The organism is Alphaproteobacteria bacterium (assembly GCA_024244705.1).
GTDB lineage: Bacteria > Pseudomonadota > Alphaproteobacteria > JAAEOK01 > JAAEOK01 > JAAEOK01.
Genome location: JAAEOK010000042.1, coordinates 1 through 23,383 on the forward strand (window position 1 = coordinate 1; position 23,383 = coordinate 23,383).

At 61.2% G+C, this 23,383-nt stretch carries 21 protein-coding genes; 7 read left to right on the forward strand and 14 right to left on the reverse strand.

The window, feature by feature from the left end; all coding sequences use genetic code 11:
- Positions 1 to 229 precede the first annotated feature (229 nt).
- Positions 230 to 1,789: an acyl--CoA ligase gene (locus GY791_06190; GenBank protein ID MCP4328010.1), complete on the forward strand. Its 1,560-nt coding sequence runs from the start codon at positions 230 to 232 to the stop codon at positions 1,787 to 1,789.
- A 131-nt stretch (positions 1,790 to 1,920) separates the two neighbouring features.
- Here the strand turns inward: GY791_06190 and GY791_06195 are convergent, their stop codons facing one another.
- From GY791_06195 to aac(3)-I, 3 genes are all read right to left on the reverse strand, one after another.
- Positions 1,921 to 2,571, reverse strand: a complete 651-nt coding sequence (locus tag GY791_06195; protein MCP4328011.1) for a hypothetical protein — start codon at positions 2,569 to 2,571, stop codon at positions 1,921 to 1,923.
- A 625-nt stretch (positions 2,572 to 3,196) separates the two neighbouring features.
- Positions 3,197 to 4,429 carry an integrase arm-type DNA-binding domain-containing protein gene (locus GY791_06200; protein ID MCP4328012.1) on the reverse strand — a complete coding sequence of 411 codons (1,233 nt, stop codon included), beginning with the start codon at positions 4,427 to 4,429 and terminating at the stop codon, positions 3,197 to 3,199.
- Positions 4,430 to 4,708: 279 nt separating this feature from the next.
- Entirely contained in the window at positions 4,709 to 5,173 is a 465-nt protein-coding gene (gene aac(3)-I, locus GY791_06205) for an AAC(3)-I family aminoglycoside N-acetyltransferase (protein MCP4328013.1), read from the reverse strand.
- Between the two features lie 280 nt (positions 5,174 to 5,453).
- On the opposite strand from aac(3)-I, the gene GY791_06210 reads away from it, so the two are divergent.
- Complete coding sequence (locus tag GY791_06210) at positions 5,454 to 7,193, forward strand: hypothetical protein (GenBank protein MCP4328014.1); 1,740 nt, start codon at positions 5,454 to 5,456, stop codon at positions 7,191 to 7,193.
- Positions 7,194 to 7,275: 82 nt separating this feature from the next.
- Entirely contained in the window at positions 7,276 to 7,851 is a 576-nt protein-coding gene (locus GY791_06215) for a hypothetical protein (protein ID MCP4328015.1), read from the forward strand.
- Positions 7,852 to 7,871: 20 nt separating this feature from the next.
- Here GY791_06215 and GY791_06220 read toward each other — a convergent pair whose 3' ends face one another.
- Positions 7,872 to 8,819, reverse strand: coding sequence for a glycosyltransferase (locus GY791_06220; protein MCP4328016.1), 948 nt, complete (start codon positions 8,817 to 8,819; stop codon positions 7,872 to 7,874).
- A gap of 244 nt (positions 8,820 to 9,063) precedes the next feature.
- Here GY791_06220 and GY791_06225 point away from each other — a divergent pair, with 244 nt between their 5' ends.
- Complete coding sequence (locus GY791_06225) at positions 9,064 to 9,327, forward strand: hypothetical protein (GenBank protein MCP4328017.1); 264 nt, start codon at positions 9,064 to 9,066, stop codon at positions 9,325 to 9,327.
- Between the two features lie 170 nt (positions 9,328 to 9,497).
- The gene (locus GY791_06230) at positions 9,498 to 10,286 is read left to right on the forward strand and encodes an enoyl-CoA hydratase (protein ID MCP4328018.1); all 789 of its coding nucleotides are present in this window, start codon (positions 9,498 to 9,500) and stop codon (positions 10,284 to 10,286) included.
- On the opposite strand, the gene GY791_06235 is transcribed toward GY791_06230, so the two are convergent.
- The 7 genes from GY791_06235 to GY791_06265 all read right to left on the reverse strand — a co-directional run bounded on the left by GY791_06235 (position 10,273) and on the right by GY791_06265 (position 16,702).
- Complete coding sequence (locus tag GY791_06235; protein ID MCP4328019.1) at positions 10,273 to 10,797, reverse strand: gamma-glutamylcyclotransferase; 525 nt, start codon at positions 10,795 to 10,797, stop codon at positions 10,273 to 10,275. The two genes, GY791_06230 and GY791_06235, sit on opposite strands and share 14 nt — an antisense overlap.
- 378 nt (positions 10,798 to 11,175) lie before the next feature.
- Positions 11,176 to 12,324, reverse strand: coding sequence for an acyl-CoA dehydrogenase (locus GY791_06240; GenBank protein MCP4328020.1), 1,149 nt, complete (start codon positions 12,322 to 12,324; stop codon positions 11,176 to 11,178).
- Positions 12,325 to 12,355: 31 nt separating this feature from the next.
- The gene (locus GY791_06245) at positions 12,356 to 12,754 is read right to left on the reverse strand and encodes a hypothetical protein (protein MCP4328021.1); all 399 of its coding nucleotides are present in this window, start codon (positions 12,752 to 12,754) and stop codon (positions 12,356 to 12,358) included.
- A gap of 31 nt (positions 12,755 to 12,785) precedes the next feature.
- Positions 12,786 to 13,832 carry a phosphotransferase family protein gene (locus GY791_06250; protein ID MCP4328022.1) on the reverse strand — a complete coding sequence of 349 codons (1,047 nt, stop codon included), beginning with the start codon at positions 13,830 to 13,832 and terminating at the stop codon, positions 12,786 to 12,788.
- On the reverse strand, positions 13,823 to 15,022 hold the full coding sequence (locus tag GY791_06255; GenBank protein MCP4328023.1) for an acyl-CoA dehydrogenase: 1,200 nt from the start codon (positions 15,020 to 15,022) through the stop codon (positions 13,823 to 13,825). Before GY791_06255 ends, GY791_06250 begins: the two co-directional genes overlap by 10 nt.
- A 36-nt stretch (positions 15,023 to 15,058) precedes the next feature.
- A complete protein-coding gene (locus GY791_06260) occupies positions 15,059 to 15,826 on the reverse strand; it encodes a glucose 1-dehydrogenase (GenBank protein MCP4328024.1) in 768 nt (255 codons plus the stop codon).
- A 54-nt stretch (positions 15,827 to 15,880) separates the two neighbouring features.
- On the reverse strand, positions 15,881 to 16,702 hold the full coding sequence (locus GY791_06265; protein MCP4328025.1) for a methyltransferase domain-containing protein: 822 nt from the start codon (positions 16,700 to 16,702) through the stop codon (positions 15,881 to 15,883).
- 232 nt (positions 16,703 to 16,934) lie between these two features.
- Here GY791_06265 and GY791_06270 point away from each other — a divergent pair, with 232 nt between their 5' ends.
- Positions 16,935 to 17,894, forward strand: a complete 960-nt coding sequence (locus tag GY791_06270) for an ornithine cyclodeaminase family protein (GenBank protein MCP4328026.1) — start codon at positions 16,935 to 16,937, stop codon at positions 17,892 to 17,894.
- Between the two features lie 17 nt (positions 17,895 to 17,911).
- On the opposite strand, the gene GY791_06275 is transcribed toward GY791_06270, so the two are convergent.
- Positions 17,912 to 18,724: a methyltransferase domain-containing protein gene (locus GY791_06275; GenBank protein MCP4328027.1), complete on the reverse strand. Its 813-nt coding sequence runs from the start codon at positions 18,722 to 18,724 to the stop codon at positions 17,912 to 17,914.
- A gap of 110 nt (positions 18,725 to 18,834) precedes the next feature.
- Here GY791_06275 and GY791_06280 point away from each other — a divergent pair, with 110 nt between their 5' ends.
- Positions 18,835 to 19,524, forward strand: coding sequence for a DsbA family oxidoreductase (locus tag GY791_06280; protein MCP4328028.1), 690 nt, complete (start codon positions 18,835 to 18,837; stop codon positions 19,522 to 19,524).
- 31 nt (positions 19,525 to 19,555) lie between these two features.
- Here GY791_06280 and mfd read toward each other — a convergent pair whose 3' ends face one another.
- Both mfd and GY791_06290 read right to left on the reverse strand, forming a co-directional pair.
- On the reverse strand, positions 19,556 to 22,903 hold the full coding sequence (gene mfd / locus GY791_06285; protein MCP4328029.1) for a transcription-repair coupling factor: 3,348 nt from the start codon (positions 22,901 to 22,903) through the stop codon (positions 19,556 to 19,558).
- Positions 22,904 to 23,054: 151 nt separating this feature from the next.
- A complete protein-coding gene (locus tag GY791_06290; protein ID MCP4328030.1) occupies positions 23,055 to 23,318 on the reverse strand; it encodes a succinate dehydrogenase assembly factor 2 in 264 nt (87 codons plus the stop codon).
- Positions 23,319 to 23,383: the final 65 nt, after the last annotated feature.

Consider the following 23,383-nt stretch of genomic DNA (forward strand, 5'->3'; position numbering starts at 1 on the left):
GCCGGGTTTCTCATCGCCAAATCAGCCCGATCAAGAGCGGACCACAGCCTATCATGACAGCTCAGGGCCAGGTTCGCGGTCGGATGCCCATTCTGCTATCATTGTTGGCGATTGGGAGGAGCCATCTGGGGAATCCCGGCTGATATTGTTGTGGACGGTGCGGCGAGGGTATCCAGGTTGCCCCCGCGCACAGGTTTTTCAGCGCATTCATCGAGGAAAGGGAAACACCATGCCGTTAGCCGGACCGCCGATGACCAAAACGTTCGATATGACGCGATTGCTCGAGGTCGGACTGTCGACAAGGCCCGATGAGGATGTCCTGATTTCCGCGGCCACGACCTGGACCTGGCGGGAACTCGACCGCGATTCGGACAGGCTGGCGGCCCATTATATCGCCATGGGTCTGCGCCCCGGCGACCGCGTCGCCTCGTTGATGCCGAACCGCAATGCGCTCCTCGTGCACTATCTCGCCTGCTTCAAGGCGCGGCTGGCCGCGACGCCGCTCAACTACCGCTACATGACGCCGGAGATCGATCACGCGCTGGGGGAGAGCGAGGCGTCGATTCTGCTGGCCCATGCCGAACGCGATGAGGACGTGGCCGCGAGCACGGAAGCCGCCAAGCTGTCCCTCGGCGTAATCTCGTTCGGCGGCGAAGACGGCCGCGCGACGAACTTCGAGGGCCTGCTGAAAGAGGCGCCGCCGGCGGTCGACCTCCCGGTCCCGGAGCCGTCCGATCCGGTCATCGTCTTCTTTACGTCGGGCAGCACCGGCAAACCGAAGGCCGTGACCCATACCCGCGAAACCTATGCCGCCGTACTAGCGTCGGCCATCGAGAGCCACGAGATCACGGCAAACGATGTGGTCCTGCCGGGGTCTTCGATCTCCCACTCCGGCGGCATGTTGTATTCGCTCATGGCGATGACGGTCGGCGCGCGCGTCGTCATGCCGCGGACCTTCGACGCCGACGAGCTGCTGCCGCTGCTGCGCGAGCATCGGCCGACCCTGATGTGGATGCTGCCGTCGGCGCTGATCACCCTGGTCCGCGATCACGGCGCCAGCCATGAGGACTTCTCGTCGGTCCGGCTTTGCACCTCCGGCGGCGACAAGGTGTCGGCGGAACTGGAGAAGGAGTTCACCGAACTCGTCGGCTTTCCGATCGACGAGCTCTGGGGCTTGAGCGAGATCGGCTGCGCGACGATCAATCCGCCGTCGGGCGTCAACAAGCTCGGTTCGGTCGGCCCCCTCGGCCCCGGCTACGAGGGCTCGGTCCGCGACGAGGACGGCCGGGAACTCGGCGTCGGCGAGGCCGGCCGGCTCTGGATCCGGTCGCCGGCGAACATGATCGGTTACTGGAACCGGCCCGACGCGAACGCCGAATCTTTCCGGGACGGCTGGCTCGACACCGGCGACGTCATGCGCGCCGACGAGGATGGCTATCTCTGGTTCGAGGGCCGCAAGAAACAGATCATCGTGCACGACGGTTCGAACATCTGCCCGCAGGAGGTCGAGGAAGCGGTCATGGCCCATCCGGCGGTCGAGCATGCCGGCGTCGTCGGCGTCCACGACGCGGTGCACGGCGAGAACGTCTGGGCCTACGTTACGCTCAGGGAAGGCGCCGGGACGCCGGTCGTCCAGGAGGTCATCCAATGCGCGCGGGAGCAGGTCGGCTACAAGGCGCCGGAGGCGATCATCTTCCTGGAGGACATGCCGCTCAACGCCACCGGCAAGGTCGACCGGGTTACCCTGAAGAAGATGGCCGCCGACCAGCTCGGCGCCCACCATCCATAAAATAATGGGGACAGTATCACTACTGTCCGGGAAAACTATGGCGGCTGGATCATAACGTTTTGGAAAACATAATCCAAATATCCGATTAAAATAGCGAATGTCCCATAAAAAAGGTCAGACTGTGTAAGGGGCTATCGACCGGTCTGCATTAACGCAGCCGTGTCTTTGGCGGAGAAATGCACCATCAGATGCTCATGCGGCTTTCCCACGGCCATTATCCACGTGTTGAACGGATTGCTGGGGTTGTAGCTGGTCGTCAGACTTGCGCCGTGTTCACTGGCTGGAAGCGGCATGATCATCACATGCGGCGTCATCTGGTACACGTCGGGTTTCTTCTGGTCTGAGTTGCCTGGCGAGACGCTTATGCCGCTGGCGCCAACATCCACTGCCGTCTTGCTGACGTTCATGCCCGCAAGCATCCAGACGAGTCCAGGTGCGGTAGGAAGTTTCCTGCCCGCATTTCCTGCTGATTTCACCGACCAAAGCGCCTTCAGAAATGCCCACGAATTCTGATCCAGGCAAATCGGGTCGGGATATGGTAAAGCAGGCTTCCCAAGCCGTATGGAGAACGAGCCGCTGGCTATGCATGTATAAGTTCCCGAACCATAGCGTGCTAGTATAAGTTCTCCCGCTGGTGACCAGCCAAAGATCGTGGCGTCATGGGTCACCGAAGGCGGGGCGGCCAACAGAGCGTCGGCAATCGTCTTCGACTTCCAGGCTTCGTCGCCTGCCTGAGCTGAATTTGCAACGCCTGCGATCAGGATTCCAAAAATGCCTAACATGCCGGCGAAAGAAATTCTATGTCCAAAGTGTTCCATCGCTGTTTCTCCCTGGTTGTTGGCCAGCGCCGGTCGACGCCCGGGAGACAGTGGCTGTCCGCGAATCGCCGACGCCAAGGCGGCAACTTAGCATAAACCGATATCCCCCGGATGACAGCCGGTTCCGGCCACCAGGGGAGAAAAATCATTGCTAAACCTGTGCTCGGTGGACTGCATCACGTCTACGAACTGGCTGCATGACTTGCTGGATCGTATTATTGCGCCCTACAGGTATAAGGAGCGTCGTTCGAACGGCCGGTTTGTGGTTCGCAAGCAGCCCTTGCGTGAGGCCCCAGTGAACGACCGACATTGGCCGACTCCCGCCGTTGCTGCTCGATCTGTTTCAATGACGGCTATGGGTCAGAAACGGACGAAGACAGAATGCCGAGCGTATGTCCGTTCTTGGAGGTAGTCCGGACGAAATCAGCGAAAATGCGGACATTGTCGAATTGTTTATTTAATACCAATCGGTATCTTCGTCTTTGGCGCGAGGACACCAAACTGGAGTCTCTCTTCGTAATCGCTCCCGTCCCCAAGCAACTTGGATGATCACTCGACCAATACTTCTAAGCTAGCCTGGGAAAACGCCCTATGCCCTTCCCCTCATCTTGGACAGAGCGACAATTTGACCGTCCGTCGAGGGCATCTCACAAAACTCGGCCCATTCCTTCATCAATCGCCGACGCTTCTCGAATAGGTCGCCACGCCGGTAGGCGGCCTCGACTTTATCGCCAACAACATGTGCGAGAGCCATCTCACAGACTTCGCGCGGATAGGCAGTGCATTCTGCCGCCCAATCTCTGAATGTGCTTCTAAATCCGTGAACCGTTAGATCGCTTCGGCCCATCCGTTTTAAAACGCTTAACATCGCCATGTTGGAAAGCGGCCGTCCCTTCCGTGCACCGCGAAAAATGAATTCGGCTTTCTCCTGGTCCTGCGCCATACCTTCCAGAATTTTCAAGGCCGCTTCGGATATCGGGATCCGATGCTCCCGGTTTCCCTTCATACACTCAGCGGGAACAGACCAAATGGCATTCACCAGATCGACTTCATCCCAATTCGAGCCGATAACTTCACCGGTTCGGGCGGCGGTCAATATTGTAAACTCGAGTGCTCTCGCTCCCACTCCGCCTTGCTGTCGAAGTTCCGCGATGAAATCAGCAACTTCGTCATAGGGCAATGTCGGATGGTGCCGGACTCGCTTGAGTTTCTCGACTCTCGGCAACAGGTTCTTTAGATGACCTCGCCAGCGGGCGGGATTCTCGCCTTGGCGATATCCACGCGCAGCGGCCCAATCCAATACAGCTTCTATTCGACCTCGGACGCGAGAGGCGGTTTCCGGCTTTACAGTCCAGACCGGCTCCAAGACCTTCAGAACGAGGCCAGTGTCGATCGACTCAACCGTGACGTCACCGAACACAGGGAAGACATAGGTCTCAAGCGTGGAGGACCATTGGGCGGCGTGTTTTTCGTTTTGCCATCCGGCCCTATGCGCCTCGACGTATCTTGACGCTGCATCCCTGAACTTGACAAAGCCTTCTTCGGCTTGCCTGTCGGCGCGACGGCTATCGATTGGGTCTTTTCCTTCGAGCAGGAGCCTGCGGGCGTCTAGCGCCTTTTGACGGGCCTCTTGAAGGGATACCAAATCGAGTGAGCCCAATCCCATCCACCGAGCCCGCCCTCGCCTCTGAAAGCGAAAAACCCACGATCGACCTCCGGCAGGCGCAATCTGAAGATAGAGACCGCCACCGTCAGATTGAAAGCCTGGCTTTTTCAGCGCCGCTATGGAGCGCGCCGTCAACTTGTTTTTGACACGAGCCATCCACCAAATGTATCCACGTTTATATCAACAATTAAAGGCCGGATTATGCCGGATTTCTAGGGATCATTCTAGACATAAAATAGACCTAATGCCCTATTTTTTATCATATTTTCTGGAGCACTACGGAACTACTCGGAACAAACCTTTGGCGGACACCCCATCCGCCATTTGAGCGCTTCGGCACGATCAGACTTGCCGCCAGATGACGGACCGACCGTACCTCGCCGAATCGCGGGCACAATTCGTGAAGGCGCTTCCCGCCGAATCGGACCCACAGATTCACGTTATCGCGATATCGAAATGCACGACATCCTCGCGCGTGCCCAATTTGGTGTAGAGCGCTATAGGCGGTGCATCGCCGAGATCAGCCTGCACGTAGACGACGTGGGCGCCACGATTCGCTGCGATCTTCTTGAGCTCCCCGATCAGCGCGGTCGCGATGCCCTCACGCCGGTGCGCTGCCGCCACTGCCAGATCGTAGATATAGATTTCGCTGCGTTCCCGCTCAAACTTGGGGAGTTCGTAGGCCGCGAGCCCACCCACGACCGCACCGTTCTTCACCGCGGCCAACGCGATGAAATGATCACGACCGAGCAGGTGCTCCAAATAGGCCCTGCTGGGTCGCGCCCCGGTATAGGTCTCGACGTCGTCGAAGGCCTCGCCGAATGCCGTCATGAGAGCCTCCATCAGCGCAATGTCATGGCGCGTGACGTTTTTTATGCTGAAGAGGCTGGAAGACGACATGGTTGACGGCAAACCCAAGTGATGCGCGCCAGCTTACCCAATACGACGACTGGCCGGAAGCGGGCAAACGCGGGAGCCGAGGTGACACACATCGCGAACGTCCACGTTTCCGGTCTGACACGCCACTTCCGAAACTTCACTTTGTCTTCATGTCGATCATGGCATTTTAGCGTCGAAGTGAAATCCACGGCCCCATTCGGCCTATGCGAAGGCGGCGGCGGTCGGCTAGTTTGGTCGCGAGACAGTTTGCCCCTGAACGACGACAGAGGGAACGCGATCTGTGCCGGGCCCCCGCGTCACCAAAGTCACGACGATCGGCATCGACGCGCCGCCAAGAGTGCTGCTGTCATTGGCCGCGCGGGCGGTCAAGGAGGGCCGCCTCGACGAGGCCAAGGGGCATCTCTTGAAGGCGGCGGAAACCGCCGGGACCGGCACCAAGGACGCACGTTCCATCGCCGCGCAACTCAACAATCTGGCCACTGCATTTGTCGCGGCGCGGCGCGATAATGTTGCGGTCACGCTGCTGGAACGGGCGGTCGTGCTCGATCCCGACTACCCGCTCGCCTCCCTCAATTTGGGCACGATCCACCTCAATCATCGCAACCCGTCGCCGGCTCGACGCGCTTTCGACCGGGTCCTTTCGCTCACGCCGGACAATCCGGCGGCGCTTGCCGGGAGCCTCGACGCGCGGCTGATGACAGCGGATTGGAAAGACCTCGAATCCGATACCGACCGGCTCATGGCGCTAATCAAACGCTATCGAAGCGACGGCCGGAGCCACAACGTCCGACCTTTCCTGGCGTTGCAACTCGATATCGACAATGCCGAACGGCGGCGCATCGCCGAGGATTGGGCCGCTCCCTTCACAGTCGTCGACGTGCCGGAACGACGCGAGCCTCACCATGGCCCGCTCAAGATCGGGTACTTGTCCGCCGATTTTCGCAACCATCCGGTGGCCCACCTGTTGGCCCCCCTGTTCGGCGCCCATGATCGCGCCAAGGTGGAGGTTTGCGGTTACTCGTTCGGCGCCGATGATGGCAGTGCCGAACGGCAAAGGATCGAGGGCGGCTGCGACAAGTTCGTCGATTTGAACACACTCGACGATGGGAACGCGGCGGCGGCAGTCGCGGCCGACGGGATCGACATCTTGATCGACCTAGTGGGTTGGACGGGATCGGTCCGGGCCGGCGTTCTCGCCCCGCGTCCGGCACCGGTTCAGGTCGCCTATTTCGGCTATCCCGGAACCTCCGGCGCCCCTTGGATCGATTACATCATTGCCGATCCGGTGGTTCTACCCAAGGACGACTATAGTTTCTTCTCCGAGCAGGTGATCACCCTGCCCCGCACCTATCTTGTCTCCGATCCCGATCAGGCCGAGACGGCAGATCCACTGCGCCGCGCCGATTGCGGGCTGCCGGAAGAGGCCATCGTGTTCGCTTGTTTCAATCATGCCAACCGACTCGAGCCGGCGGTCTTCGCGCTGTGGATGGAGATCCTGACCGCCGTGACCGGCTCCGTCCTGTGGCTCCATGCCGATTACGAGGAGACCAAGGACAACCTTCGCCACGCCGCGGCCCAAAAGGGTGTCGATCCGGGCCGTATTGTCTTTGCGCAGCGTGAGAACCGGCCGCGCCATCTCCGCCGCCAACAATGCGCCGACCTGTTCCTCGACACTCTGATCTATAACGCCCACGCGACGGCCTGCGACAGCCTGTCCTCTGGCTTGCCCCTGCTGACCTGCCGCGGTCGATCATTCGCCGGACGGGCCGCGGCCAGCGTCTTGACCACGCTCGGTCTCGACGACCTCATCGCCGAAGATCACGGTTCCTATGTCGCCCAAGCGATCGCCCTCGCCGAGGATCCTGCCCGGCTCAAGAATGTCCGCCGGCGACTCGAGGAAGCCCTTAGATCCAGCCGGTTCCGGGATATCGGATCGTTCGCCCGGGACCTCGAACGCGCCTACGAACTGATTTGGCGAAATCATGCCGCGGGCAAGGCACCCCGCGATTTCGACCTGTGACGACGGCGCGGCCATTCCGGTCGCGGAGAAGAGGTTGTATGCTGCGCGAGAGCCGCGATCACCAAGTAGAGAGGAGGAACCGATGAGCGAAGAAAAGAACGAACAATCGTCGAAGGCGGGGACCGGCGGCAATGTCGCGGCGGACGCCGCGCGCGATATGATGCAGAGCGCGGTGGACATGCTCAATGCAGCGATTTCGCAGCAGGATTCGGTGATGAAATCCGTTGCCGATCGAAAGGAAGCCTTCGACCAAGCCTTCGAGGATCAGCGCAAGGCGGCGCTCGATCGGATCGCCGATGCCCGCCGCGCGATCTTCGATGCCTCCCATGCCGCCAACCAGGCGTTGCACGAAACGACAGAACAAATCATGGAATCCCCAGAAACGGCGGAGGCCAGGAAGGCGGTTTCGGAAGCCGCCAAAGCCAATATCACGGCGTCGAACGCGGCCGCCGACGCTCTGTCGCACGCCTTGAGGCAGGCGTCCGATCATGTTGCGGACGCGGTACGCGCCGGTCATGAAGAGCACGTTGCTCAGGCGCAAACCGCGCTCGACAGCGCCAAACAGCAAATCGCGATCCTCAAGGAAAAAGCCGATGCGGCGGTGAGCGAACTCGAGGGTCACGTCGACGATTTGATCAAGAAATCGAAGGGATCGTAATTCGCGTTCGCGGGGTTTTCCTAATCGGCATCGGGGATCGATTGGCGCGGTGCCGCATACCTCAGATAGGCCATGCGTTTGGCCTCGAGGCGGCCACGGCTGACGCTTTCGAGAACCAACCCGCAGGCAAGGCTCAGGAACGACAGCATCATGATCGCAGTTACGATCATTGCCGTCGGTAGGCGGGGCACCAAGCCGGTCTCCATGTAGGTCGCGACGAGCGGGATACCGAGCGCCAGGGCGAGCACTGCGAGCATCAATCCCGCGACCGAGAAAAACAGCAGCGGTCGGACGTGCCGGAGCAGGCTGAGCGTGGTCCAGAGGATACGAATTCCGTCGCGCCAGGTATTCAGTTTGCTCTCCGACCCGTCGGGCCGGGCTCGATAATGGGTTTCCACTTCCGCGATCGGCATGCGCAATTGAAAACAGTGCACGGTCAATTCCGTCTCGATACCGAATCCCGCCTCGGCGGTGGGAAAGGATTTGACCATCCGGCGCGATAAGACGCGATATCCGGACAACATATCCGCGACCCGCCACCCGAACACGGCGGCGAACAGCCAGTTGAGGGCGGCATTGCCGAGAACGTGCCCGGTTCGGTAGGCCGCGGCACTTTCGACCGTGGTCCGGCATCCGACGACCATGTCGAGGTTGTCGCGAAGCAGGAGGTCGACCATTTCCGGCGCCCGTTGGGTCTCATAGGTGTCGTCGCCATCGGCCATTATATAGATGTCCGCCTCCACGTCGGCGAACATCCGTCGCACCACGTTGCCCTTCCCGGGGCGGCCTTCCGTGCGCACGATGGCGCCGGCGGCCTTGGCGATCGCGGCGGTCTCGTCCTCTGATTCGTTGTCGTAAACATAGATTCGCGCACCCGGCATAGCCCCTCTGAACCCCGCGACGACGTCGGCGATCGCGGCCGCTTCATTGCGGCACGGCAACAAGACCGCGATGTTCGGCAAAGGCATCGTCGTGATCTCCAGCGGCAGAGCGGGGTCGAATTATTGTCGTTGTTGGCCAGAAACCTACGGCATAAACGAAGCCGGTGGCAATGGTCCGCGCAAGGCCGTGCGCAATCCCGATACTTGGTCGTCCGACATTACGGCGCCCCTCCTCACATGCGATCACAATTGCGGGAGCACGAGTTCCCTAACGCCGCAATTTCATTAAAATATAAACAACAAACATGTTTTAATCACTTTGCGGTGGATCATGGACCTCAAGCTCTTCGCACTCGCAATCCCGATCATCCTCACAGGATGCGGCACCTATTCACCTCCGGGGAACGCCGAATTCGAAGCCGGCTACTACAACGGCTGCATGCATGGATACGCCCTCAACTCCCCCTATGTCGCCAATCGCGACGAGGGCAAGTATGCCGCCAGCGGCGACTACCGGACCGGTTGGAACAGCGGCCAAAACGAATGTGCGGATGAAGCCCATTCGGGCTCGATCGCCGAGTCCTGGCACCCCTAGCCATAGCGCTCCCGCCTTCGGTGAAACTTGCCGGCTGCGCCATCGCTGACCTCGTCCCGGCGAGCGATGCCGATGGCTTGCCGCCGCATGGCCAATCCGATAGGAAGATGCGGGATGCCGGCGCCACCTTTCGAAGATCTCGGAACCAGCCGGCCAAGCGGGAGGCACGGATGGGCTACGAAACACTGGGTTTGGAAAAGGACGATGGCATTGCCACCATTACAATGTCCCGTCCCGCATCGCTCAATGCGCTAGATGTCAAGCTGGCCGCTGAACTGCGCGAAGTCCTCGAGGACCTACGTGAAGATTCCGATGTCCGCGTGTTGATCATTACCGGCAGCGGCCGCGGCTTTTGTGCCGGCGGCGACGTGGCGGCGTTTCACGCAAACCTCGATCATGAACCCCGATACCTGCGCGACCTGCTGTTGCATTTCCATACGGCCATGGCGTGTTTGGTCGCGCTGCCCTTCCCGGTCATCGCCAGCATCAATGGGGTCGCCGCGGGCGCCGGCATGGGCTTTTGCTTGGCGCCGGATCTTGCGATCGCTGCCGAGAGCGCGGTGTTCACCATGGCCTACACTCGAATCGGCGCGACGCCCGACGGCAGTACGACCTACTTCCTACCGCGGGTGGTCGGCACCCGGCGCGCGATGGAAATGATCCTGTTGAATCGCTCGTTGACTGCCGCCGAGGCGCTCGACTGGGGCATCGTCAATATGGTCGTCGCCGACGGCGCCCTGGAAGACGAAGTCAAGAAACTGGCGATCAAGCTGCGCGATGGACCGACCGTTGCCTACAGCGCCGCGCGCCGACTCGTCGGCGGCAGCTTTGATGCGTCGCTGGCCGCGCAGTTGGAGCGTGAGGGCGCGTCTATCGCAGCCATGGGCGCCACGGCGGACTTTCGCGAAGGTGTCACCGCCTTCGTCGAAAAACGACCGGCCCAATTCAAGGGTCGCTAGAAGTCGATTTCAGAGATCGAATGACGTTCTCGATCGGACGGCTTTCGGCAACGGCGTCATCCCACAGACGATTCGCCATGACCACATCGCAAAAGCCGTAAAACTCCATCCACATCCGGGTCAATTCCAGATCCTGGCGTTTTTGTGTCACCCGCCAATCATCGAAATCCCACGGCGCATCGACGAAATCGATGGCGCCGGTATCGACGAATAGGCGCGCCCGCACCGATCGACCACGTGCAAGCGACACCATCGCCTCGACGGGCGTGTATTCGATCGACTCGTAAAACAATATCCGATCCAAATCGCGGCCGGTCAGCCAATTGATCACTAGGCCGTCGACCGTGGCGGTCGGGTCCGGAACCAGGGCCGGAAACGGCTCTTCGCGCAGAACGACGCGCCGATATCCTCGGAGGACGGCCGGTAGCCCTACGATTTCGGGCGGCGGCCGTCCGATTACCGCCGCCATGATCTCCCGGTCGCGGAGCGTGCCAAAGAAGAAATAGCGCATGGCTGCAGAAAACGGGTCAATCCGGAATAGGTCAAGTTTGCAAAAAAATATTACCAAGTGTGACGGCCGTCATACCACCCCCGGTCGCCTTGGCCTACGCTGTGATCATTCCGGCGGCGCTGGTCGGAGGATCTGCCGGTTCCTGATCGACGCGCCGCCACGGGAAAAAGTTTCGAAGGGCTGCCCCAACGGAACTGTCCCCTCGAAGGTCAAGTGGGTCAGACCGAATTAACGAGGGCAACGAGGGTAAGATGGCTACGTAATAGCGTAGCCGGAACTGAGTGTCCGCTCTAGGGCGCCTCCCCGGGGAAACCCGGGGAGGCTTCTTTTTTGCCCAATTTCCGATTGAGGCCGGTTTGGCCCCTTTCCACGGGCGGGTCATAAACGCTTGGCGATTTCTTCCAGCATCACCTCGGTGGCGCCGCCGCCGATGGCATGGACCCGCGCATCGCGGTACATGCGCTCGATCGCCATATCCCGCATATAACCCGCTCCGCCATGGAACTGTAGACAATCGTAAGTCACGTCGTTGACCAGTTCACCGCATAAAGCCTTGATCATCGACACTTCCTTGACGCAGTCCTGGCCGCGACAATCGAGCCAGGCCGTATGATGGACGAGTTGACGGGCGCATTCGACGCGCGCCGCCAGCATCGCCAAACGCTGTCGAATCGCCTGCTTTTGCCACAGCGTCTCGCCAAATGCGTGGCGCTCGCGAACGTAGTCGAGGGTGATCTCGAGCGCGCGGTCGCACATGCCGACGATCATCGCGCCGATCACCAGACGTTCGTTCTGGAAGTTGCTCATGACGGCATAGAAACCCTGGTTTTCAGCACCGAGCAGCCGATCCGCGGGGATCCGGCAATCATCGAAAACCAGTTCCGCCGTATCGGAGCAGTGCCAGCCCATCTTCTCGAGCTGGCGGCCGACCGAGAATCCGGGGTCGTCACGGCGAACGATGAACATGGATATCCCGCGCGATCCCTTGGTCGCCGCATCGGTACGGGCGGCGACGAACAGGAGGTCGGCATGGACCCCGTTGGTGATAAAGGTCTTGGACCCGTTCAGGATCCAGGAATCATTGCCGGCCCGCGTCGCGGACGTCCGAAGCGCCGCCACGTCCGAGCCGGCACCCGGCTCGGTGACCGCGACCGCGGTCACGGTCTCTCCGCCGATCATCGACGGTAAATACGCGGCCTTCTGCTCATCGCTGCCAAAACGCGCCAAGTGCGGCGCCGCCATCTCGGAATGAACCATGGCCGAGACCGCAACCCCGTTATAGGTGGTGCGGCCGAGCTCCTCCGCGACGGCGACGGTGGCGAGACTGTCCATGGCGGTGCCGCCATAGGTCTCCGGATACCGGACCCCGAAAAGCCCAAGCTCGCCCATACGGCGAAACACGTCGCGGGGGATACGGCGGTCCGCCTCCCAGGCGCCGCCATTGGGTTCCACCTCGTCCTCGACGAATCGGCGAATTTGATCGCGGAGGATTTGGTGCTCGGTCGAAAAGTAGACGCTGTGATTCACGGCAATGCACTTATGAATAGGTTTAAATATGTCATTCAAGCCCCTCTTTTTTCAAATATTTTGGATTAGTTTCTCGGACCCGCTCCATGGTCGTCTGGACCAGGTGGTTGCGCACCTGTTCGCGCCGTGGCCGATCCGAAAGAAACGTACCCTTCCGGATATCGACCGCCAGCCGTCGATTGATACGGTCCAATTGGGTGGCGAGAGGTTCCTCGGTAGCCGGGGCCGACGGATAGAGCACCCGCAGTCGTTCCAGCTCGGCACGCAGAGGCGCATCGCCGCAAGCCAATTCCCGTTCGGCATTGGCAAGTGCGTTGGCGACCATCAACGCCGTATATCGGTATTTGTCCGCCATCTCCGGCAACAGCGTGTCGGCAAACGTCTGCCGCGCCACCGTGATCAAATCGGTCGAATTCGGTCGCGTTCGCATCTGGTTTCAGGGCCCGTTCCCAGATCGCCATTCATGATCCTACCCTTCCCTCGTCATATTCTTCGGTTAGCATGAGAATTTCCAGTTCGAGCTCGGGGACGATTCGCCCGGTCAGCGCCAGCTCAATCGACGTTTCTTCGCCGGAAAGGTGCCGCTGGGCCTGTTGCGCGGCCATGACCGCCCATCGAACATGGGCCATGACCTCCCAGAAATGAACCTGTCGCGGATCGATCTTTGCTCCGGATATGCCGCGGTATCCATCGTAAAACGCCTCGCGGGAGCCTATCCCGCCGGCCTCATTTTCGGCGGCGCCGAAACGCCAGCATTTAGCGCAGAACCAACCGATATCCTCGTGGCGATCGCTCCACCCGGCAAACTCCCAGTCGAGAATCGCGGTAAGACCGTCGTCATCGACCATGTAATTTCCGGTCCGGTAATCGTGGTGGGCCAGAACCAGTCCGCCCGCGGAGTCCGGAGCGTGGGTGTTGGCCCAGGTCAGGCCCCACTGAATGGCCGCATAGACCTCCGGGAGTTTGTCGAGGTAGCCCTGGAATTTATCGATGGCGTAATGGGCCGGGTCGGGCACGGGTTGCGGAAGGAAGGCCAACTCGGCACGGGGTGGGGTGACCGAATGAATCCGGGCCAGCTCCTCGCCCATGCGTCGAGTGAGCGCATGGTGATTGCCGCCGGGTCCGCCGTCACGCGCAATCCGATGGCCTGCCGCCGTCCCGGAAACCCGGCGCATGACGAAGAAGCTACGTTCTCCGTTCGCCGGGTCGGCACAGGCCCACAACGGCTCAGGAACCGTCACGCCGGCCGTGTGTACGGCCTTGATTACAGTGAATTCCTCGAGGCGGCTCAAACTCTCCGAAACCCCGGAAATAGCGTCGGTTCGGACGACTGCAGCCAGCTCGCCGGGAATGGAACCGCCGTCGAATATAACGTCCCACGCCCAATTTTCCTGGATGGCGCCACCGGAGAGCCTCTCAAGGCGCGTGGTGGTGACGTTTCGGGCCCCGGTTTGTTCGGCGGCGAATCGCTCGAGCGCGTCACGGCCCGATGCTGTGTCTAGCCCCACGACCAGAAATCCCGGCCTTCCTTCAAAAGCGCCCGCGACAACACCATCTTGTGCACTTCCGATGCGCCGTCCACGAGCCGGGCCTGGCGCGCATAGCGGTACATCCACTCGAGCTTGGTGTCCTTGGAATAACCCTTGGCACCCATCAACTGGATCGCGGTATCGACCGCCTTGTGCAAGACATCCGCGACAACGACCTTGGCCATCGAGACCTCCTTGCGGGCGAAATCGCCCTGGTCGATCTTCCATGCCGCGTGCATCGTCATCAGGCGGCCGACCGAGATCTCCATCGCCGCCTCGCCCAGCATCCATTGCACGCCTTCGTGCTCGGCGAGCGTCATGCCGAAGGATTTGCGCTCTTCGACATAAGCGGAGCAGATTTCCAAGGCGCGCTTGGCCATGCCGAGCCAACGCATGCAGTGGGTGAGACGCGCGGTGCCGAGACGTATCTGCGTCGCCTTCAGTCCATCGCCGACTTCCATCAGGCGGTTGTCGTCGGGGATCTTCATGTCGGTAAAGCGGACCTCGCAATGGCCGCCATGCTCCTCCGGCCCCATGATCGGGATGCGGCGAACTATCTCCCAGCCGGGCTCGTCGGCATCGAAAAGGAAAGCGCTCAGGCCCTTGCGCGGATCGTCGGAGGTGCGTGCGATGAGAATGAATTTTTGCGCGCCCTCGGCGCCGGTAATGAACCACTTGTCGCCGTTGACGACCCATTGGTTGCCCTGACGCTCGGCCCGGGTCAGCATCATCCCGGCCGGATCGGACCCGGAGCCGGGATCGGGCTCCGTCATGACAAAGGAAGACCGGGCCTTGCCGTCGATGATGGGTTGCAGGAAAGCATCCTTCTGGCGTTCGGTGCCGACGCGATTGAGGAGGACCATATTGCCGTCATCCGGCGGCGCGGCGTTGAACACCATCGGTCCAAACAGCGATCGCGCCATTTCCTCATAGCAGGCCGCCATGCCGACCACGGAAAATCCGCGGCCGCCGCGTTCCGTCGGCATGCTCAAGGCCCAAAGGCCCTGGGCGCGGGCCTTGTCCCGCAACGGCTCAAGGCGTTCCGGGCGGATGTTCTCATGCTCGTCGTATATCGACGGATCGTCTTCCAGCGGCAGGATATGCTCGGCGACGAAGGCGCCAATCTCCTCGCGGGTCGCCTCTACCTCCGCATCTAATTTAAAGTCCATTCTTCGAAATCCTTCTCAACGATTTGATATTAAACATTATATGGAGCTGATAGAATGGCCGCCGTCGACCACGATGACCGATCCGGTCATATAGCTGCCGGCGTCGGAAGCCAGCAGCAGGAGTGCCCCATCGAGCTCAGATGGTTGGCCCAACCGCCGTTGCGGCACCCGTTTCAGCATCGCTTGGCCGGCTTCGCCTTCGAAATAACCCTGGTTGATCTCGGTGGCGAAATAGCCGGGAGCGATGGCGTTGACGCGAATTCCGGAGACCGCCCATTCCAGGGCCAGCGCCTTGGTCAATTGGATGACGCCGGCTTTGGAAGCGGCATAGCTGGCGAGTTGCTTGGTCACGCGGAGGCCGAGGATCGACGCAATATTGATGATACTGCCGCCCCGTCCCTGGACGATCATGTGGTTGGCCACCTCGCGCGCCATGAGCCAGACCCCGCGAAGATTGACATCGACCACGTCATCCCACTCGCTATCCGTTGTCTCCAGCGCCGGCTTGGTAAGGGCAACGCCGGAATTATTGACCAAGACGGCGATCGGCCCGAGTTCCGTTTCGACACAGGACACCACTTCCCTGACGCTGTCGCCGTCGGTGACGTCCAGCGCCACGGAAATCGCCCGCCGGTCCATCGCCTCGATCTCGGCAACGACGTCGCGAAGCCGGTCCACGCGTCGCGCCGCGACCGCAACCTTGGCGCCGGCCTCGGCCAGGGTCAGGGCGAAGTGACGACCGAGTCCGCTCGATGCTCCGGTAACGATGGCGACCTGGTCGAAAAGCGTAGCGTTGACACTCATGTCCGATTTCCTCGCCTCACCAGCGACCCCGATCGATATGTCTTGCGCGACGGCTCACCCGCCCGCTGCCGGCGCTTGGAAAAGATAGCGTTTGTAGCGCTTGTATTCGAGGAAGTCCGCGCGGTCGACGTAGCGTCTTTTGGCCGAGAGCTCGGAGATCTTGCTGCGCAACAGCCAAAGCAGTGAGCGCGTCAGGACAGGGTATTTGCGGAGTGCGGTCGCGTGTGCGATCTCGATCGCCGGCAGGACGCGATTGTCAACGATATCGCGGGCGAAATCCAGGGTCGGGAGGACCTCTTCGGTGATGTCCGCTTCTCGCAACAGCCGGAATTCATGTGCCGCCGCCGCCGCCACGAACTCATCGACAAGGTGCCCGATGCGGGTGCCTCGGGTGCCGTCCCGCTTGAGCAGGAAATAGTCGGCGACCAGGAGATATCCGCCGGGTGACACCGCCTGGCTAACGGCAAATAATTTGTCCAGTGGCACGTGATGGCAGGATTGGCTCATAAGGACGAGATCGAACCTTCGATCGGGAGAAAACTCCTGAAATTTGCCGAGATGGCACGGCAAATCGGTGCGCCGTTCGAAGGCTTCCTTCTGGTCGTGATCCGGCGTGAGGCCGACCGCGTTGAAGCCGCGCTCGGCGAGTGCTTGCGAAATGCTGCCGTAGCCGCAACCGACATCGAGAACATCCTTGACCTCGTCACCGATCCAATCGAGCAGGTATTCGGTATAGCGTTTTTGCGCCGCCTTGAGATTGTCGAGCGTCAAATCCTCGCCGTTCCAGATCCCGTAGTGGAGATCATCGAGACCAAGCACGTCGTGATAGAGCTGCAAGCCGGGATTCTTGGACGGTGTCCGCGCAGGCGCGTCCATGCCGGATCTCCATTGTGGGCATCTTGGCGGCGCGGCATGCGCCGTTCGCGATTGCAGCGCATGTATCATATCTGCGCGCCGCAAGTCCACGGCACCGCCGCCTTGCGCGGTCGCCGCCTCGCGATCCGGCGCGCGACCATCATTTAGATGACGTGGCAACCGCGAACGGGCACGATAAGATCCAAGGACTGCGCGCGATCGACAGAGTGCCCGCACTTCGGTAGGAGAAAATATGAAGCTCGGCCAAGATCTACTCTACCTCTCCAACGCCGATATCGAGGCCTGCGGGATCGGCGTCTCCGATGTTGATCGCGCGATCGAAGCGATGTTCGCCGCCAAGGCGGCCGGAACCGCCATGATGAAGCCAAAGGTCACTATCCATCCGCCTGACGGCGCGTGGTTTCTCGCCACCTCCGCCGCCCTTGGCGCGCCGCCCTTCGCCGGCGTGAAATGGGTCGGTGTCGCCGAAAACAGCGAACGCGGCCTGCCCCACATCGCCGGTCTAATCGTACTCAACGACGTCACCACGGGTATGCCGGTCGCCGCCATGGATGCGCGCTGGGTGACCGCAAAACGGACGGCGGCCATCACCGCGGTCGCCGCCCGCCGTCTTGCCCGGGCCGACAGCGCATCGATCGGCTTCATCGCCTGCGGCACCCAAGCGCACGCGCACTTGGCGGCCCTCGGCCCCCACTTTCCTTTGACGCGCCTCCGCGCCTACAGTCGCCGCTTGTCCACCGCCCAAGCATTTGCCGAACACGCGCGCGACGCCGGCCTCGATGCCGAGGCGGTCGAAGACCCCCGTGCCGCGGTCGAAGGCATGGACATCGTGATCACCTCCACCCCGGCCGTGCCGCCGCCCGATCGGTTCCTCGACGCGGGGTGGCTCGGGCCCGGCGCGTTCGCGGGCATAGTCGATATGGGACTGCCGTGGGTCATCGAATCACTCACCGTTGTGGACAAGATCTTTACCGACGATGTCGCCCAAGCGGCGTCCGAGGGTTTGCCGGCCGAAAAACCCTATGACGGAGAAGTCGCCGATTTGGTTGCCGGAAATTCCCCGGGCCGCGAAAACGCCAAACAGCGCACGGCGCTGCTTTTCGCCGGCGTTGGCGTCGCCGATATCGCGGTGGCGGCGCTGATCTACGAACAGGCCATCAACAAGGGCATCGGCCACGTGCTGCCGCTCTAGGCCGTCGCCAGGGACCGCTAGGACGGCACTCGGTAGAGCAATCTCATATATTGTTTCTTGTGGCGAAAATCGTCGCTGTCGAGATAACCGCGGCGCACCTGGAACTTCGCGATTTGCTTGCGCATCAGCCATCGGCCGAGTTTGAAAAGCATGGGATGCTTTTCCGTCACCACATCGCGACCGAGCTCGACGCCGGGAACGATGTGGTCGTCGACGAGCGCGCGCGCGAATTCGAGGGTCGGCAAAACCTGTTCGGTGATGTTTTCCTCCCGCTCAAGCACGAAGCCGCGCGAGGCGGCGTCCTCGAGGAACTCGGCCAGCGGATGGCACCCTTCGGTGGACGGCGTGCCGTCATTGTGGAGGACGAAATAATCGGCGATCAACAGGTAGCCGCCGGAGCAAACCTGACGCAATTTTTCGAATATGGCCGGACGTTGAATGTATTGGCAGGATTCGCTCATCAGGACCAGATCGAACCGCTCATCGCTATCGAGGTCCTCGAACCGGGCGAGCCGGCAGGGCAAGGAGGTCCGTTCCTCGAAGATACGCTTTTGATAGGAATCCGGGGTCAACGCCACGACGTCGAACCCCGCCTTGGACAATCGCAGGGCGGTCGCACCGGTGCCGCAGCCGACGTCGAGGACACGTTGGACACCGGCGGGTATCCATTGGATCAGAACGTCGGTATAGCGAATCTGTGCAAGTTTGAGGTTCTCGAAAGTGGTGGCCTCGCCGTTCCATAACCCATAGTGCAAGTGATCGAGTCCCAGCACAGCATGGTAGAATTTGAGGCTGTAATTGACCTCCGCATCGATCGCCTTGCCGCCCATCACTGGGAGTCCTTGTCGAATATTGAATTGGCTGCAATATCATGGTTTGTGATTGGTTGGGCAACCGCCAAACGCACGACCGACAAAACACTTATCAAACGGAATGTGCCATGACCGAGGCTGATACCAATCCAACGACGGTGCCGATCCGTATCGATGTCGTCTCCGACGTCGTCTGTCCCTGGTGCTATATCGGGAAGCGGCGCCTCGAACGCGCCCTCGCTGAGGCCAACCTTCCGAGCGTCGAAATCGGTTGGCGGCCATTCCAGCTCAATCCGGATATGCCACGGGACGGCATGGATCGGCGTGAGTATTTGAGCGAAAAATTCGGCGGTGACGGTTCCGGTGGCACCGTCTACGACGCGGTCCGGGCGGCCGGCGACGCCGAACAGATTCCCTTCGACTTCACTCGGATCGAGCGCCAGCCCAATACCGTGAAGGCGCATCGCCTTATCCACTATGCCGGTGAAAAGGGCGTGCAGGACGCGGTCGTCGAAGGTCTGTTCCTGGCCTATTTCACGGCTGGGCAAGACATTGGCGAGACCGAACCATTGGTCGCTGTCGCCGTCGCCGCCGAGCTCGATGGCGACGAGGTGCGCGCCTACCTCGAGAGCGACGCCGATGTGGAGCGCATTCGTTCGGAAGATCAAGTCGCCCGCCAGATCGGAGTTCAGGGCGTGCCTTGCTTCATCGTCAACCGCAAATACGCGGTCTCGGGCGCCCAGGATCCGGGCGTATTTCTTCAGGTCTTCGACACCATCGCCAAGACGGAAGAAGAGGCAGAGCCGGCGGCCGAGTAAACTGGATCCCGCGAATCGCTCGGGCCCAATTCTATCGTCCGGAGGGTCGGGCCTCGGAAGCCAGTTTTGCCAACCGCTTCATCAGATACAGAACGCCCTCGAGGCGTTGGTCGGCGTCGTCCCAGACCCGGCGGTAGACCAACTTATGGTCGGGCCGCAGTTTGACCACGCCCGCCGCGTCATTGATGAAGGTGACCAATCCGGCCGGATCGGCGAACCGGTTTTCATGGAAGGAAACCAGTGCTCCTTTTGGGCCGGCTTCGATGCGGTCGACACCGGCCGCACGACAAAGCGCCTTGATCGATACGATCTGCAGCAGGTTGTCCGCTTCTTCGGGAAGCGGGCCGAAGCGGTCGACAAGCTCGGCGGCAAATCCGTCGATCTCGTCACTCTGGCGAAGATGGGCAATGCGCCGATAAAGGCTCAATCTCAATCCGAGATCCGGCACATAGGTGTCGGGGAGCAACACCGGCATACCGATGGTGATCTGCGGCGACCACGCCTCCTCCGCCGCCGCCGCCTCGCCGCCGGTTTCCTCTCGGGCCGCCGCCACCGCCTCCTCCAGCATCTGTTGATAGAGCTCGATGCCGACCTCGCGGATATGCCCCGATTGCTCATCGCCAAGCAAATTGCCGGCGCCGCGGATGTCGAGGTCGTAGCTTGCCAGACTGAAACCCGCGCCCAGGCTGTCGAGGGTCTGCATGACTTGAAGCCGTTTTTCCGCCGGTCCGGTCAGAAGCTTTCCGGGCGGTAACGTCAGATAGGCATAGGCGCGGGTCTTGGCGCGGCCGACACGGCCCCGGAGCTGATAGAGCTGGGCCAGGCCGAACAAATCGGCGCGATGGATAACCAACGTATTGACACGCGGCAGGTCGAGGCCGGATTCGATGATATTGGTCGACAGGAGAACATCATAGGTGCCGTCGTAGAACGCGGTCATCGCCGCCTCGAGTTCGCCGACACGCATTCGCCCATGGGCGGTGACGATCTTGACCTCGGGCACCAATTTTTCGAGCCGCTCCCGCAGACGCGGCATGTCCTCGATACGCGGGCACACATAGAAGGTTTGACCGCCGCGGTATTGCTCTCGCAGGACGGCTTCCCGCACGACCACCGGGTCGTAGGGCATGACGAACGTGCGCACCGCCAGACGGTCCGCCGGGGGTGACGCGATTAGGCTGAGATCGCGCACGCCGGTCAGAGCGAGCTGCAACGTTCTGGGAATCGGCGTCGCGGTAAGAGTCAGGACGTGGACATCCGTGCGGAGACTCTTGAGGCGTTCCTTCTGTCGAACGCCGAAGTGCTGCTCTTCGTCGACGACAAGGAGCCCGAGGTTGGCGAATTCGATCGTTCTCGCCAGCAGCGCTTGGGTTCCGACCACGATGTCGACCGTTCCGTCGGCGATGCCCACCTTGGTCGCGTTCGCGTCCTTTGTCGTGACCAAGCGGGACAACTGCGCGATGTTGACCGGAAACCCCGCGAATCGTTGACGAAAGACCTGGTGGTGCTGTCGTGCGAGCAAGGTTGTCGGCACGACGACGGCGACCTGAAATCCGGACATCACCGCCGAAAAGGCAGCGCGCAGGGCGACTTCGGTCTTGCCGAATCCGACGTCGCCGCAGATCAGCCGGTCCATCGGCCGACCATTGGCGAGATCGCTAAGCGTATCCTCGATCGACCGCGCCTGGTCCTCGGTTTCCGCGAAGGCGAAGCGCGAGCAGAATTCGTCGTAAAGCCCGCTGTCGATTTGCATCGGCGTGATCTTCTTTAGTGCCCGCTGGGCGGCAATCCTGATCAGCGACTCGGCAATGTCGGCGAGGCGCCCCTTGACCCTCGATTTGCGTGCCTGCCAGCCGGCTCCGCCGAGCCGGTCCAGGGTGACGGTCGCCGTCTCCGAGCCAAACCGCGACACGACATCGAGGTTCTCGACGGGCAAGAACAGCTTGTCGCCGCCGTCGTAAACGAGGTGCAGACAGTCGTGCGGGGCGCCATCGACCTCGATCGTCTCCAGACCCTTGAACCGCCCAATCCCATGCTCCGCATGGACGACCAGGTCGCCCGCGGTGAGCGTCGACACTTCCCTGATGAAATCCTCCGGGCGTCGGCGGCGCTTCGCGGCACGTGACAGCCGATCACCGAGAATGTCCTGCTCGCTGATAATGGCGATTTCGCCGCGTTCGAACCCATGCTCCAGCGGGAGCACGCTCAGGGTCACGGAAGCCGTCGATCCGTTGACGATATCCGGCCACGAATCGGCAGACCGAAGGACACCCAGTCCATGGGCGTTCAAGATATGGCCGAGCCGTTCACGGGATCCCTCGCTGAAGGCCGCGACGACCACGCGGCGCCCGGTGTCCCGCAATTCGGTGATATACGCTACGGCGGCATCGTAGAGATTGGTATCGGGGCTGTTGCGCTCGGGGGCAAAATCACGACCGACGCGGCCGCCGGCATCGACGGCATCGGGTTCCGCATAGGGGCTAAGCCGGACCCGGGGCCGCTCGCCGATCAATGTCCGCCAATCGGTCTCGTCGAGAAAGAGAGTACCGATCGGCACCGGATAGTAAGCCCGGTCATCGGGCGCACCGGTGTCGTGGGTCCGCCGCGCTTCGTAATATTCCTCGATCAACTCCCACCGCGCCACGCGGGCTTCTTCAAACTGGGGATCGAACGACATCACCGCGCCGGGCAGGTAGTCGCAGAGCGTCGATAGCTGTGGATAGAACAACGGCAGCCAATGCTCCATGCCGGGATGGCGGCGGCCGGCGCTGACCGCTTCGTAGAAGGGGTCGGAATCGACCGCCCGCCCCGCGAGCTCCCGATATCCGGTGCGAAAACGTGTAATCGATTCGGAACTGAAGACAAGCTCGCTGACCGGGCGCAAGGTGAGCATTTTCCGTTTTCGCAGGGTACGCTGGCTCAACGGATCGAAGGCACGCATGCCTTCGATGGTGTCGCCGAACAAGTCGAGCCGAATCGGCTCGGGCTCCCCGGTCGGAAAGATATCTACGATGCCTCCCCTGATCGCATATTCGCCCGGCTCGCGCACGGTCTCGGCGCGGTAGTAGCCATTACTTGCAAGAAAGGTCTGGAGCAGATCGCGATCGAGTTCCGCGCCCGAAGCCAGCTCGAAGGTCGCATTGGCGAGGATCGGCGGCGGGGGTACGCGCTGTAGGACAGCGCTGACGGTGGTGACGACAACCAACGGATCCGCCTCGTCGTCGCGCCGATCGGCCAGCTTACTCAGGGTCGACACACGGTGCGCGGCTACCGTGCCATGCGGCGACGCGCGATCGTAAGGCAGGCAGTCCCAGGCCGGGATCGTCAAACAGGTGAGACCGGGTGAGAAGTAACCGATCAGGTCCCGTAACTGGCTCATACGGACGTCGTCCCGGGCGATATGGAGTACCGGGTGCGGTGCCGCCTTATCGGCGATCTCGGCAAGGACTTGCGCGTCGACGCCCTCAGGCGCCCGGCCGACCGTAACAATCCCCGATAGTTCAGAGAATAAATTATTGTTAAACAAACTATTACTCACTGAACTTAAAGTTGATTAGCAGATGTAGAACGTCGCTGGCCTCGGCTGGCGGCGGCGACTCTCGGCCGGTGATCCAGTTGTAGAGATCGGGGTCGCTATTCTCGAGCAGGCGCTCGAACCGGTCCAACTGGCCGCTGTCGAAAGTGCTTAGGTTTCGTGTCGCGAACCGGCCCAGCATCAAATCCATCTCGCGCGTACCCCGGTGCCAGCAGCGAAACAAGAGTCTTTTGCGGCGTATCGCGTCGTCTGATGCCATATTGCCCGCCTGTTTGGTCCGCGTAGGATATAGAGCCTGCGCGTCGTACTGTCAGCTATGCTGTG